The organism is Candidatus Glassbacteria bacterium (genome assembly GCA_019456185.1).
In the GTDB taxonomy this organism is placed as follows: Bacteria; Gemmatimonadota; Glassbacteria; order GWA2-58-10; family GWA2-58-10; genus JAJRTS01.
In genome coordinates, this window is sequence record VRUH01000007.1 from 103,652 (window position 1) to 116,848 (window position 13,197).

A 13,197-nucleotide genomic window follows, 5' to 3' on the forward strand; every position below is an offset into this window, starting at 1 on the left:
GATGTACTTGGTCGGGCAGTCTGATTTCCCGTGGGGAAACCAGTTGGTCGTCATTATCTTCCGATATGGAACCGGCGCCGTGGCGGGCCGGTCAAACTGCGGCGATCCGATGGTAAGTTCGATAAAATGATCTTCAGCTGCTGTTCCTCGATGGAAGCTCTGCCGCTGGATGATTATCTTGTCCGGTCACTATCAGCATATACCACAAAACCAAAATAATAAGATGCAAATATTTTTCTAATAATTCAATCATTTTTTTCGCTACGGACCTGCACACCATTGCCAGCACGCCGCCGCGAGGTTAAATTGGTTCCCTGATAAAACTACCCCCACACTATGCGACTGTTCCATATCCACTGAACCGGGCCAGCCGGCGTGTACCGCACCGAACACAAAATCGGCGCTGCTGTCACCGCGCTGTTCTCGCTAATTATTTACCTGCTGACAGTCGCCCCGACAGTCACGTTCTGGGATGCGGGCGAGTTCATGGCCGCCAGCTATACGCTGGGGATTCCCCATGCCCCCGGAACGCCGCTGTTCGTCCTGATCGGCAGAGTGATCAGCCTGCTGCCGCTGGGCCTGAGTGTGGCGTTCAAGCTCAACCTGATGTCCGTCCTCTGCGGCGCGGTGATCTCGGGGCTGATGTACCTGATCGCGGCGCCCATGCTTGAGCGCAGCGTCGGAGACGGACCGGGGTCGCGGCTGGTGGTCCACGGCGGAGCGTTCTGCGCCGGGGCGATTGTAACCGGCCTGCGCACCGTGTGGTTCAACACGACCGAATTCGAGGTCTACGGGCTGGCCACGGCGACTTTCGCACTGGTGGCTTGGCTGATGGTCTACATGGGCGCATCGAATGACTTCCAGCGCAACCGCAGAATCCTGCTGCTGGTGATCTACATTATCTGCCTCTCGATCTCCAACCACCTGCTCGTGATGCTGGCCGCGCCGGGAGTTGCGCTGTTCGTCCTGCTCCACGACCGGGATCACCGCAACTACTGGCTGAGCATACTCGGCCTGCTGGCCGGCACTTACCTGCTGGTGGTCAAAGGCTACGATCTGAGTCTGGTGGCGGCCAGCGTGGCCACCCATACCGAGGCGGCCGATGGCGCGCTGGCCGTTCTGGCGGCGGCGGTTAAAGGGCTGTTCGGCGTGGTGGTCTCCCCCGGTCCCCATCTGGCGAGCCGTGGAGCCTTCTCGGCCGGGATAGTGCTGCTGGCCGGATTCGGCTGGTGGGGCTGGAGCCAACGCGCGATCGGATTTTACGCGGCGGCTATCGGACTGTTCCTGCTGGGCTTCAGCGTCCATCTCTACCTCCCGCTGCGCGCCGCGCTCGACCCGGCGATCAACGAGGGGAACCCGGACACGCTGAGGGCTTTCTGGGCGGTTATCGGCCGCGAGCAGTACGGCAGCGGCTACGGAATCCTGCCCCGCCAGGTGTGGACCCTGCTGACCGGCAAGACAGAAATCGCCGGTGCGGCCGAGTTGCTGGAGAATATCAAGTTCTTCGTCCTTTACAATCTGCCGTTCTACAATAAATACCTGGGCTGGCAGTTCGGCAACTCATGGCTGACCGCCGCCTTCCTGGCCGCGGCCGCCGCCGGTGCGGTACGGCATTACTTCAGCAGCCGGAAAACGTTCTGGTTCTGGATTACGGTGTTCCTGCTGACCGGGCCGGTCCTGAACCTGTATATGAATTTCCAGTTCGGCTTTTCGCAGTTCCCCGAGGTTCAGCTGCATCCGGCCGTGTCCAACATGCGTCTGCACGAACCCCGCGACCGCGACTACTTCTTTATCGTCTCGTTCGCCTTCCTGGGTTTCTGGGCCGCAATCGGCCTGGCATCGGCCGCGGACAAACTCCGCAAGTGGCTGGTTAACAGGGCCGGAGAATCAGTGTCGCCCGTGATGGCTGCGGTTGTCTGCCTGCCCGTTTTCCTGCCGGCGTTCCTGCCGATCGCGCTGAACTGGGAGCATGCCGACCGCAGCGGCAACCATATCCCGGCGGTTTACGCGCGCAATGTACTGATCTCCATGCCGCCGAACTCGGTCGTTTTCACGAACGGGGACAACGACACCTTTCCGCTGTGGTACGCCCAGGAGGTGGAGGGCGTGCGCAAGGACGTCCGGGTGGTGAACCTCAGCCTGCTCAACCTGCCCTGGTATATCCGGCAGATGCGCGAGGAGGAGCCGAAAGTGCCGATCACAATTCCCGACGGCAGAATCGACTCTATACGGCCGTTCAGGTCCGACCGGGTTATTCCCTTCCGGGCCGGCGCACTGAGTATCGACTACCCGGTGGGCACGGTGTTCTACGTCAAGGACCTGATCCTGCTCAATATCATCCAGGCCAATAACTGGCGTAAACCATTGTATTTTGTCACCACGGTTCCCGAACACAACCGGACAGGACTCACGAAACATTTCGTGCTGGAGGGCCTCGTATTCCGGATTACCGAAAACACGGCAGCCGAAGTGGCCGCCGCCGACACGAACGTGGTTATGATCCTCGACAGCACTGGAGTAAACATCCAGCGCACCTGGGATCTGTTGACCGAGGAATACGATTACCACACGTTTTCCCGGCCGGGAACAAGCGGCGAGAGTGAAAACCTGACCGCTGTTAAACGCTTTGCCGTACCCGCAACCCGTCTCGAGATGGCTCTGGAAAGTATCGGAGATTACACCAGGGCTATCGAGACCCTGCGCATGGCCGGCCGTTTCTACCATGAACCACGGCGTTATTCCATCCAACTGGCCCTGCTCCAGGCCCGGATCGGGCGCTACGAGGAGGCCGCCGCCACCCTGGACTCCGCCGAAAGCGAGCTGCCTCGTCGCGAACTGATTCAGAGTTTAAGTCATCTGGCCAAGGTCGCATCCGACAACCGTGACTTCGAAAACTCCCTGGATTTCCTGCAGCGCGCCCTGCGGCTGGACTCGACACAGGCCAGTTCTTACAGCAACGTATTTATCCTGCTCAACGCCTTGCACCGCCGCGACCAGGCGATTGAAATGATGGAAACCTACCTGCGGCACTTCCCATCCGATACGGCGGTCGCCACCGAGTTGCAGAAATACCGGGACGGCGGCCAGTTCGACCTCAAGCGTACTTTCGGCTTTCAGAACTGAGCCGGAGGGGCATCCTTCTTGCCTGCCAGATAGTTCCTTGTTAGCTTGCTAACCTGTGCATTATGTAATGCCGGACTCCTGCCGGTACACAAGAAAACTTCAGTTCAGCAGATTTGGAACATGTACAAAAAAGAACACTGGATCGGCGCCGCGATAACATTCCTGTTCGCGTTTATCGGTTACCTGATTACAATGGCTCCCTCGGTCACTTTCTGGGACGCCGGCGAGTTTATCGCCGCCAGCTACACCTTGGGAATCCCCCATCCCCCGGGCACTCCGCTGTTCGTCATTATCGGGCGGGTGCTCTCGGCGATGCCGCTGCCGATGGGGATAGCGGCGAGATTGAATTTCCTCTCAGTGCTCTGCGGCGCGGCCGGAGCTCTGCTGATTTATCTGATCGCCGTGCGGATTATCGGCACCTGGGTCCGCGAGCCCGAGTCGCTGCCGGGCCGCGTGCTGATCCACGGCGGGGCGTTCGCCAGCGCAATTATCCCCTCGTTCATGCGCACCACCTGGAGCAACGCCACGGAGTTCGAGGTCTACGCGGTTTCTACCGCCACGTTCCTGTTCTGCGCCTGGCTGATGGTTTACATGGGCCAGTCGCTGGACAGGCAGCGCATGCAGCGCACCCTGCTGCTGGTGGTCTATATCGTCAGCCTCTCGATCGCCAACCATATGATAGTGCTGCTGGTGACCCCGGGAGTGATTATTTACACCCTGCTGCACGACCGTGAAAACTGGCGCTACTGGCTCTCGATAGTCGGGATGTTCCTGGGTGTCTACCTGCTGGTGATGAAGGGGCTGGACCTGGGGCTGGTGTTCCGTCGGCTCAGCGAGGCCGGCAGGGGCCAGGAAGGCCTGCTGGTTGAGACGATGAACCATATCGGCGCGCTGCTGGATATCCTGTTCGGGATAGGCGATTATATCGGCAGTTCCAAGGCGATGTTCCTGGGCGTGCTGCTGAGCGCCGGATTCGGCTGGTGGAGCTACCGGCAGAAATCGCTGGGCTTTTTCGGCATGGCCCTGGGCCTGTTCCTGCTGGGCTTCAGTCTGCACCTCTACCTGCTGATCCGGGCCAACCTCGACCCCTCGATCAACGAGGGCGATCCCTCGAATCTCGCTTCGTTCTGGGCCGTGATCGGCCGCGAGCAGTACGGCAGCGGCTACGGCATGTTGCCCCGCCAGGTCTGGACCCTGATCCGGGAAAAGGTTTCGATGACCTCGATGACCGATCTGGTGGAAAATATCACTTTCTACTTCAAGTACAACGTCCCGTTCTACACCAAGTATTTCGGCTGGCAGTACGGCGGCAACCTGCTGACAGTGCTGTTTATCCCGGCCGGTATCTACGGCGCGTACCGTCACTGGCGCTCCGAGCACAAAACTTTCTGGTTCTGGCTGGCCGTGTTCCTGATCACCGGTCCCGTGTTGAACACCTATATGAATTTCAAGCTGGGCTACTCCCAGTTCGACCAGTTCCCCCAGGCGATGCACGAGGTCCGCGAGCGCGATTACTTCTTCATCGTCTCGTTCGTCTTTTTCGGGGTCTGGAGCGGTCTGGGGCTGGCCGCGATTGCCGACCGCCTGAGACGGGCTTTCGACGTGGGAGGCGAGCAGGCAAGGCTCGGTCCGCCGGCTTTCGCCGCGATTGCCGCCGTAGTTCTGCTGCCGTGTTTTGTGCCGCTGGCTGTCAATTACAACGAGGCCGACCGCAGCGGGAACCTGATCCCCTCCCAGTACGCGCGCAATATCATGAACTCGCTCGACGAGGGCGGAATCCTGTTCACCAACGGGGACAACGACACTTTTCCGCTCTGGTATATCCAGGAAGTGGAGGGAGTGCGTCCCGACTGCCGCGTGGTTAACCTCAGCCTGCTCAATACGAACTGGTACATCAAGCAGATGAGGGATCACCAACCCGGAGTCCCGATCAGCTACAGCGACGAGCAGATCGACCAGATGCTGCCGATGAGGCTGCCCCGGGATATCCCGTTCAAATTCGGCGAGATCGACCTCAAATTCCCGCAGGGTTCGGTGCTGTATGTCAAGGACATGGTGCTGCTCGATATTATCCGCACCAACAAATGGAAACGGCCGATCTATTTCACCACCACCGTCCCCGGGCACAACCGCGTCGGACTCACGCCGTTTTTGACCATGGAAGGCGGAGTGTACAGGATCAACCCGCGCAAGGCCGTCGAGCTGGCCCAGGGCGACCCCAATTTACAGCCTGTTCCCGGAGTCCCGGAAGTGTTTATCGATGTCCGCAAAACGGACAGCCTGCTCTACAATGTCTACAGCTACAAAACGTTTTTCCGGGAACAGAAAGGCGGCGAGGAAGCCAACGTCCGGCTGGCCTCACATTTCGCTGCGCCGTTCGCCTGGCTGGGCAGCGCGTATCAGAATCAGGGCAAGCTCAAGGAGTCGATCAAGGCCAACCAGTGGGCGCGCAAGTTTTTCGAATCTCCCCACCAGTGGGATTTCGCCCTGGCCAACCTCTACGCCCAGAACGGTCAGTACCGGGAATCCCGGGAGATGCTGGATTCATTTGCCAGCTTCTCCGGCCAGCCGGTTCGTCCGGCCATGTACCAGCAGCTTGCCCAGTTTGCCGTCAACAACAACGACTTGTTCGAGGCCAGCGGCTTCCTGAACGATGCGATTGCGCTGGACCCGGACAATCGAAACTCCTACGTCAATTTGTTCATGCTCTACCATCGCGCCGACAGCCGCGAGGAAGCCATTCAATCCTTGCAGCGTTACCTCGACCGGTTCCCCAACGACAGTATCGTGGCGGCCGAGCTGGAAAAATACCGCGCCGGCGGAGAATTCGACGTCCAGAAAGCACTCAGCGCCCAGCCTTGAGCGCGATCGGCATGTCTGCGCGCTACGCGGGCGACGCACAGATTTGATCCGCCATGACGGCCCCCGGGCAGCGACGCTGCGGGGGCCTTTCTTACCAGGAGGTCTTCCGCTCCGATGCGTTCTGTCTGGTTACACGGCTGGGCCGCCGATTCACGGGTTTTCACCGGTATCATCAACCAGCTGAAACAACCTGTCGCCACCTCGGCCCGGCTGGTCGACCTGCCCTGGACCGGCTCCGGTGACGAACCGGATCGATTACCGGCATACGCGGACGCCGTGCTGGATGCGGTCAGTTCCATACCGGCAGAGGAAACGGTTACGCTGGTGGGCTGGTCGCTGGGTGCGATGGTGGCGTTGGAAGCCGCGTCCGCACTGGCGGCAAGAGTGGCCGGACTTGTGCTGATCTCCGGTTGCGGCCGGTTCGTGCGCCAGACGGCCAACCCGCACGGCCAGGATCCGCGGGTGGTCCGGGCCATGCTCCAGCGCCTGCACCACGATCCAGGGCGGGTTGTGGAACAGTTCCTGGCCGGGATGTTCGCGCCGGGCGAGGAAGAAAAGCGGGACAGGTTTATCGATAATCCGGGAGGGGAGTACCGGGGATTCAACCCGGACCGGCTTGCCCGCGGCCTTCGCTACCTGCTGGAAACCGATGTCGAATCCTTGCTGCCGGCGATACCCTGTCCCGCATTGGTGATCCACGGCGACCGGGACCCGGTGGTCGACCGCAGGCTTGGTGAACGTCTGGCGAGTTCACTGCCCGGCGGCATCCTGCATAAAATCGAGGGCGCCGGGCATGCTCCTTTCCTGGACGACAACGGACAGCTTGCGGAATTGATCGGGGATTTTATCGTATCAGCGGGGAGGTGAGGCCGACGTGAGCACGCGCAAAACCGGCCGGGACAGCCGGGTCAACAAGAAGATCATGGCGCTGCATTTTTCGCGCAGCGCATCAACATACGAAAAACATGCCACACTCCAGCGTGAAATCGCCTGGCAGCTGGTCGACTGGGCCGCGCCCCGGCTGGATTTCCCCGGCGGCGGACCACGCGCGGCGCTGGATATCGGTTGCGGGACCGGGTTCCTGACCGGGTTCCTGCTCGACAGGCTGCATCCCGGGTCGCTCGTTGGAATCGACCTGGCCGGCGGGATGCTTGACCGGGCGCGTGGTGTTTGTGTCAACGGCACGGTGAGGCTGGTCCGGGCCGATGGCGAGCGCCTGCCGTTCGCCCCGGCCAGCTTCGACCTGGTGGCCAGCAGCACGGCTTTCCAGTGGTTCGCCGCCCCCGCCGACTCGCTGGCCCGGATCGGGCGGGTGCTCGAGCCTGGCGGACGGCTGGTGTTCGCCACCATGGGCCACGGCACTCTTCGCGAACTCAAAGAGAGCTACCGCGAGGCGGCCGGGAGGATGGGAATCAAACTGGCCGTCGGGCGCTACGGTCCTCCGCTGATGGGCGAACCGGAACTGAACAACGCTCTTCAGGCCGCCGGGTACAGCGGGATCGAATGCGAATGCCGGACCAAGCTGGAGTATTTCCCCGGCTGCCGGGAGTTTATCCGCTCGCTGAAAGCGCGGGGAGCGAACAACCCCAATTTCCGGCCGATGAGTATCGGGGCCGAACGGCGGCTGCTGAGTCTGCTGGCCGAGACCTACGAACGGCGGTTCACCTCTGATGGACTCGTTTACGCAACCTATGAGGTAATATTCTGCTCCTGCCGACGGGAGAACGGTTGAAAGGCTATTTTGTCACCGGCAGCGACACCGGCCTGGGCAAAACAGCGGTGGCCGCGGCGCTCTGCCTCTTGCTGCGCAGACGGGGGACTGACGCCGTGCCGGTCAAGCCTGTCCAGACAGGCGTGGCTCCCGGTGAGCCGGGCGACCTCGAACACTGCCTGGAGGTAATCGGGCTGAGGCCGGACGCCGACGATCTTGCGCTGATGAATCCCTGCCGTTTCCGCCTGCCGGCATCACCGCACCTGGCCGCCGAACAAGAGAATACCGTTGTCGATATCTCCCTCCTGGAAAAATGCTGCCGGGAACTTGCCGCGCGGCACGATATGCTGATTGTCGAGGGAGCGGGCGGCCTGCTGGCGCCGCTGACCCGGGAGGTGACCACCCTGGATTTCGCCGCGCGCCTGGGCTTGCCGCTGATCATCGTTGCCCGCGCGGGACTGGGGACGATCAACCACAGCCTGCTCACTGTGCGCGCCGCGCGCGAGGCCGGGATGGATGTGGCGTGCGTGGTGCTGAACCGATCTCAATCTGAACCGCCGGGAGAGGACGAGAAAAAAATCGAGGCGGACAACGTGCGGATTATCGCGAAGCTGGGCGGAGTTGAAGTGCTCGGGCCGCTGCCGCACGTGCCGGGAGCGGGAGAGGACGTGGCGGCGACACGCAAACTGGCGGCTCAACTGGCGAATATTTTTCCCGCTGATTCCATTACCCTCTGAAAATCTTGCTCGCCCAGCGCCGCGCTCAGGGAAAACCTGATCCGGCTGCTGCCAGTCGGCACAGTGGGCGGCCGCACCGCCGGGGCGAAAATTTTATCGTGGCTGAGTTCTGCGGCGACTTCCACCGCCGAGGAGGCCTCCCCCACCACCGCCGGCACGATCTGGGTGGTGCTGCCCAGTGTGTCCACGCCGGCCGAGTTCAGCAGCACCCGCAGCCGTGATGAGTACACCCGCAGCCGCTGGCGCTCCGGCTCGGCTGCGCGGACAATCTCCACCGCCGCGCTAACAGCCGCCATCAGCGGCGGAGGCGGAGCCGTGCTGAAAATAAACGAGCGGCACGTGTTCAGCAGGTACTCCCGCATTTTAGAGCCGCAGGCCACATAGGCCCCCGCCACCCCGAACGCCTTGCCCAGCGTGCCCAGCAGCAGGAAATCCTCTTCCGGGTCCAGCCCCTCCGCCGCAGCCAGACCCCGTCCCTCCGGCCCCAGCACTCCCACCGCGTGGGCTTCGTCGGCTACCAGCAGCGCGCCATGCTCCCGGCAGATATCCGACAGCTCGCGCAACGGCGCACGGTCGCCGTCCATGCTGAACACGGTATCGGTGATCACCACCCTGCGGCCCGGTTTATCCCTGTCCTTTGCCAGTAACCCGGCCAGGTGGTCACAGTCGTTGTGCTGAAACCGTCGCAGGCTTGCGCCGGAAAGCCGGGCGCCGTCGTAGAGGCAGGCGTGGCACAGACGGTCGAGGTAGAGGAAATCGCCGCGGGAGGCCAGTGACGGCAGGACACCCACCCCGGCGGCGTAGCCTGAGCTGAATGTGAGCGTGCAAGACGTGCCGTGGAACGAGGCCAGGTCGCTTTCGGCCTGCTCGTGGAGTTCGCTGCTGCCGGAAATCAACCGGCTCGCTCCCGAGCCGGCTCCCCAGCGACGGGCGGCGTCGGCAAGCGCGCACGTCAGCCGGGGATCGTTGCGGATACCGAGGTAATCGTTGGAGGCCAAGTCGATCAGCTCGCGGTTGTCGATCGTGATCCGCCCCGGCGCCGATGCCCTGTGCGAGCGGCTTTTCAGCTTACGGAGCAGCCCCGCGGCTTCCAGTTCATCCAGCCTGTCGACGGCAAAGTTCCACCGGTTGTCAGCCACGTACTCCTCCCGCGGACCATTTTCGCAATTCAGCGGATTCCCAGTTTTTTCAGCGCACTGTAGCAGCACCGTTCCGGCTCGGCGACACCCTCGAGGCAGTACAGCTCCCGGCCCAGAAACCGTCCACCGTCCAGTTCCCGCTCGTAGACATCCACCAGCCGGCCGCGCTCGCAACTGATACATCGCTCGCTCTGCTCTTCGAGCAGTTCGGCTGAATGAGCGTCCACCAGGGCCTGGCTCCTCTCCGGCTCGAACCTCTCCGGCCCGCGCTCATCGATTTCCCACCGTCCCGGGCGGGTCAGCACCAGCCGGCCCTCGTCCAGGGCCGGCTCCGCCTCGAATGTGACCAGGTCCCCCCGCGCCAGGCAGAGCCTGTGCTGCACCCCGGAGCCGATCGGCAGGTAGACGAAATCCTCCATCCGCGTGCGTCCCAGGAAACACTCGGCGAAATTGACCAGGTAGCCGCGCAGCGAGAGCCTGCTGTGCTTGGGATAGACAGTTTTCACCAGCCGCGGCCCCACAAAATTGATCCGGCCATAGATCTCCAGCCGACGGCCCAGGTTATCTCTCAGCCAGTCCTCGAACTCCTCGAGTTCCTCTTGAAACAAGCGGTAGGAGCTGTCATCGAGCTGGACCTCCGGTATCTTGTGCAGCTTCTCGTCGTAATAGAACCGGCAGTTCGTACAGTTTTTACCGGGGTAGTTATAGCCTTTCTCGCAGCGGGCGCCTTTTTCCAGCAGACGGCAGCGCCATTTGAAATAGATACAGCCCTCGGGAAGGCATTTCTTTACTTTCAAGACGTGGTAAGCGCTGACACGGCCAGCGAATGACTGATGGCTCTGGAGCTTGCAGCGGAAGATATCGGTCCGCTTATACTGGTTGATCATCGCTCCCTCCCTCGCTTGCTGCCGGTCCACGAACTCTTTGCGCACCGGCGTATCTGTTTCCAAAGATGGGCCTGCGGGGAACCTATTTCAACAGAAAAGTGTAGAAATTACATGGAGTTTCCGTTATATTTATAGGGTTCGGTTCCTCACCGGGCAGACCCTTACCGGAACAGGGCGATACCTACCCACGATAATAAAGCACAACCACAGGCAGGGACAGGATGGACCCCGTACTATTAACGTCACTTTTGACTTTAGGTTTACTCGGACTTCTTTTCGGCGGCGGACTGGCGTTCGCCAGTAAGAAATTCGAGGTCAAGAAAGAACCCCGGCTGGCGAAAGTGATCGATCTGCTGCCGGGATCCAATTGCGGCGGCTGCGGTTATCCCGGCTGCAGCGCGTTCGCCGAGGGCGTGCTGCACGGCGATGTGGCGGTAACGGCCTGCGGACCCGGCGGGCAGGAAACCGCCGAGAAAATCGCCAGGTTTCTGGGGATCGAGCTGGACGATACGACCCCGATGGTGGCGGTGGTGCAGTGCCAAGGCGGAAAAAGCCTGGCCGCCGACCGCTACGAGTACGAGGGGATCAAAAGCTGCCAGATCGCACATCTCACCGGCGGCGGACACAAGGCCTGCCAGTACGGCTGCCTGGGCTTCGGCGACTGCGAGCGCTCCTGCAATTTCGGAGCGATCAAGATGAGCGAGGACGGCCTGCCGGTGGTGGACGAGGAGAAATGCACCGCCTGCGGAGCCTGCGTTCGAGCCTGCCCGCGCGGGATCATGAGGCTGATCCCCGTGACCCAGCAGGTATACGTGGGCTGCGTGAGCCAGGACAAGGGCAAGTCGGTCAAGAATGTCTGCAAGGTCGGCTGTATCGGCTGCACGATATGCGCCAAGGTAACCCCCAGCGGTGCGATCAAGATGAACGGCAACCTGCCGGAGATCGACCCCTCGGGCACGGACCTGGTGGTGGCGGTCCACAAGTGCCCGACCGACAGCCTGGTGGACCGGGTCAAGGTGCGAAGCAAGGTTTCGATCGATACCAAGTGCGACGGCTGTACCGACTGCGTGAAAGTCTGTCCCGTCAAAGGGGCGATCGAGGGCGAAGAGGGCCAGCGTCACAAGATAGTCTGGGACAAGTGTATCGGCTGCGGAATCTGTATCCCGGTCTGCCCGCCCAACGCGATCCATGCAGTCGGCGCGCTGGGCTACGCCGTTGACGAGCGCAAGGGATCGGCCAAGCAGCCAAACGCCAGGAGCAGGTAACTCCGCTTGCGCGGAACTATCTTGCTTGCACTTTGCAAAACTTTGAGTTAGAATCCCAGGAGTCGGCCCGGAACCATCAGCGGGACGGCTCTTTTTTTAACCGTCCCACGAGAGGGACCTGCTAAAGTGAAACACCTCCTGCTGCATGCCTGCTGCGCGCCGTGTTCTCCCTGCGTGCTCCGCGACCTGGGCCGGGAATACCGGGTCACCGTCTTTTTCTACAACCCGAATATCCAAGGCCGCGATGAGTACGAGCTGCGGCTGGAGGAAATCCAGCGCCTGTGCGCTGATCTCGAGCTAAGGCTGATCGAGGGCCCCTACGACCCGGAGCGCTTTTTCGACCGGGTGGGCCCGCTGGAGCATACGGGCGAGGGCGGCGAGCGCTGCGAGCAGTGTTTCCAGCTGCGGCTCGAGGAGACGTTCCGGATCGCCGACCGGATCGGGGCGGACCTGGTGGCGACCACCTTGTCGGTAAGCCCGCACAAGAACGCCGGGCAGATCAACAGAGCCGGCAGTCGCGCCGAGGCCGACGGCGAGGGCGTGGTGTTTCTCGAAGCAGATTTCAAGAAACAGGACGGATACCGCAAAACGTGCGAGCTGGCCCGCGAGTACGATTTCTACCGCCAGGATTTCTGCGGCTGCTCGTTCAGCAGGAAAGAACGGGAGGGGAGGGAAAATGCTCACCGAGCCGATCCCGGCCGATGAGTCACTGGACACCACCGGCCTCTACTGTCCGATCCCGGTTATTAAAACCGCCGAAAAGATGAAGGGTCTGCCGGTGGGTACGGTGCTGGAGGTGATCAGCGACGACGGAGGAATCGAGGCCGACCTGCCCGCCTGGTGCGTGGGTTATGGCCACGACTATCTGGGTTCTTTCCGCGACGGCGCGTGCTGGCGCCTCTACGTGAAGAAAAATGCGGTGGACTGATGAATTTCTGGCCTGTCAGTTACAATTACCTTGCCCTGCCGCTGATCCGGGCAGTGCTCCACCTGGCCTCCCCGTTCGTGGCCAAACTCTCCCAGGGCCTGAAGGGACGCAGGACGAGCTTTCCCGCAATCGAATCGTTTATCGCCGATCATCCCGGCGGCCAGGCCGCCGGCGGTATCCTGTTCCACGCCACCAGCGTTGGCGAATATCTCCAGGCTGCGCCGCTGATGCAGGAAATAAAACGGGTGGACAGCTCCGTTCCGCTCTATCTGTCATTCTTCTCGCCATCGGTGGAAAAGCGCGCCACCGGCTGCTGCCACGCCGATCTCGCATTCTACCTGCCCGAAGACACCCGCACCAACATGCGGCGGATGATCGGACTGCTTGCGCCGCGGCTGATCGTGGTCAGCAAGTTCGATATCTGGCCCAACCTGGTCTGGGTAGCGGCCGGAGAGGGCGTTCCGGTTGCGGTCACCGCCGGGACGTTGTCGCCGGATTCTGGCAGGGTGCGCGGCGCCGCCGCCAGTTTCCACCGCAGTTTTTAC

The 13,197-nt window shown here is 61.7% G+C and carries 10 protein-coding genes; 9 read left to right on the top strand and 1 reads right to left on the bottom strand.

Annotated features, from left to right (window positions below; all coding sequences use genetic code 11):
* Positions 1 to 375 precede the first annotated feature (375 nt).
* From FVQ81_04545 to bioD, 5 genes are all read left to right on the top strand, one after another.
* Positions 376 to 3,123: a DUF2723 domain-containing protein gene (locus tag FVQ81_04545; GenBank protein MBW7995838.1), complete on the top strand. Its 2,748-nt coding sequence runs from the start codon at positions 376 to 378 to the stop codon at positions 3,121 to 3,123.
* A 120-nt stretch (positions 3,124 to 3,243) separates the two neighbouring features.
* Positions 3,244 to 5,985 (top strand): DUF2723 domain-containing protein, encoded by a 2,742-nt coding sequence (locus tag FVQ81_04550; protein MBW7995839.1) that lies wholly within the window; start codon positions 3,244 to 3,246, stop codon positions 5,983 to 5,985.
* Positions 5,986 to 6,099: 114 nt separating this feature from the next.
* Positions 6,100 to 6,852: an alpha/beta fold hydrolase gene (locus tag FVQ81_04555; protein MBW7995840.1), complete on the top strand. Its 753-nt coding sequence runs from the start codon at positions 6,100 to 6,102 to the stop codon at positions 6,850 to 6,852.
* 7 nt (positions 6,853 to 6,859) lie between these two features.
* Positions 6,860 to 7,717, top strand: a complete 858-nt coding sequence (locus FVQ81_04560; protein ID MBW7995841.1) for a methyltransferase domain-containing protein — start codon at positions 6,860 to 6,862, stop codon at positions 7,715 to 7,717.
* Positions 7,687 to 8,433: a dethiobiotin synthase gene (gene bioD / locus FVQ81_04565; GenBank protein ID MBW7995842.1), complete on the top strand. Its 747-nt coding sequence runs from the start codon at positions 7,687 to 7,689 to the stop codon at positions 8,431 to 8,433. Before FVQ81_04560 ends, bioD begins: the two co-directional genes overlap by 31 nt.
* On the opposite strand, the gene FVQ81_04570 is transcribed toward bioD, so the two are convergent.
* Complete coding sequence (locus tag FVQ81_04570) at positions 8,391 to 9,755, bottom strand: 8-amino-7-oxononanoate synthase (GenBank protein MBW7995843.1); 1,365 nt, start codon at positions 9,753 to 9,755, stop codon at positions 8,391 to 8,393. The two genes, bioD and FVQ81_04570, sit on opposite strands and share 43 nt — an antisense overlap.
* Before the next feature lie 925 nt (positions 9,756 to 10,680).
* Here FVQ81_04570 and FVQ81_04575 point away from each other — a divergent pair.
* From FVQ81_04575 to FVQ81_04590, 4 genes are all read left to right on the top strand, one after another.
* Positions 10,681 to 11,724 carry a Fe-S cluster domain-containing protein gene (locus FVQ81_04575; GenBank protein ID MBW7995844.1) on the top strand — a complete coding sequence of 348 codons (1,044 nt, stop codon included), beginning with the start codon at positions 10,681 to 10,683 and terminating at the stop codon, positions 11,722 to 11,724.
* A 75-nt stretch (positions 11,725 to 11,799) separates the two neighbouring features.
* Positions 11,800 to 12,429 carry an epoxyqueuosine reductase QueH gene (locus tag FVQ81_04580; protein ID MBW7995845.1) on the top strand — a complete coding sequence of 210 codons (630 nt, stop codon included), beginning with the start codon at positions 11,800 to 11,802 and terminating at the stop codon, positions 12,427 to 12,429.
* A complete protein-coding gene (locus FVQ81_04585; protein MBW7995846.1) occupies positions 12,401 to 12,652 on the top strand; it encodes a sulfurtransferase TusA family protein in 252 nt (83 codons plus the stop codon). Before FVQ81_04580 ends, FVQ81_04585 begins: the two co-directional genes overlap by 29 nt.
* A partial coding sequence (locus FVQ81_04590; protein MBW7995847.1) for a hypothetical protein occupies positions 12,652 to 13,197 on the top strand: 546 nt, incomplete at its 3' end. The genes FVQ81_04585 and FVQ81_04590, both read left to right, overlap by 1 nt.

Excerpts from the sequence above, each read along its gene's own strand:
- FVQ81_04550 (MBW7995839.1), top strand. The coding sequence starts at position 3,244 with ATGTACAAAAAAGAACACTGGATCGGCGCCGCGATAACATTCCTGTTC.
- FVQ81_04555 (MBW7995840.1), top strand. The coding sequence starts at position 6,100 with ATGCGTTCTGTCTGGTTACACGGCTGGGCCGCCGATTCACGGGTTTTC.
- FVQ81_04570 (MBW7995843.1), bottom strand. The coding sequence starts at position 9,755 with ATGTATCAGTTGCGAGCGCGGCCGGCTGGTGGATGTCTACGAGCGGGA.
- FVQ81_04575 (MBW7995844.1), top strand. The coding sequence starts at position 10,681 with ATGGACCCCGTACTATTAACGTCACTTTTGACTTTAGGTTTACTCGGA.
- FVQ81_04585 (MBW7995846.1), top strand. The coding sequence starts at position 12,401 with ATGCTCACCGAGCCGATCCCGGCCGATGAGTCACTGGACACCACCGGC.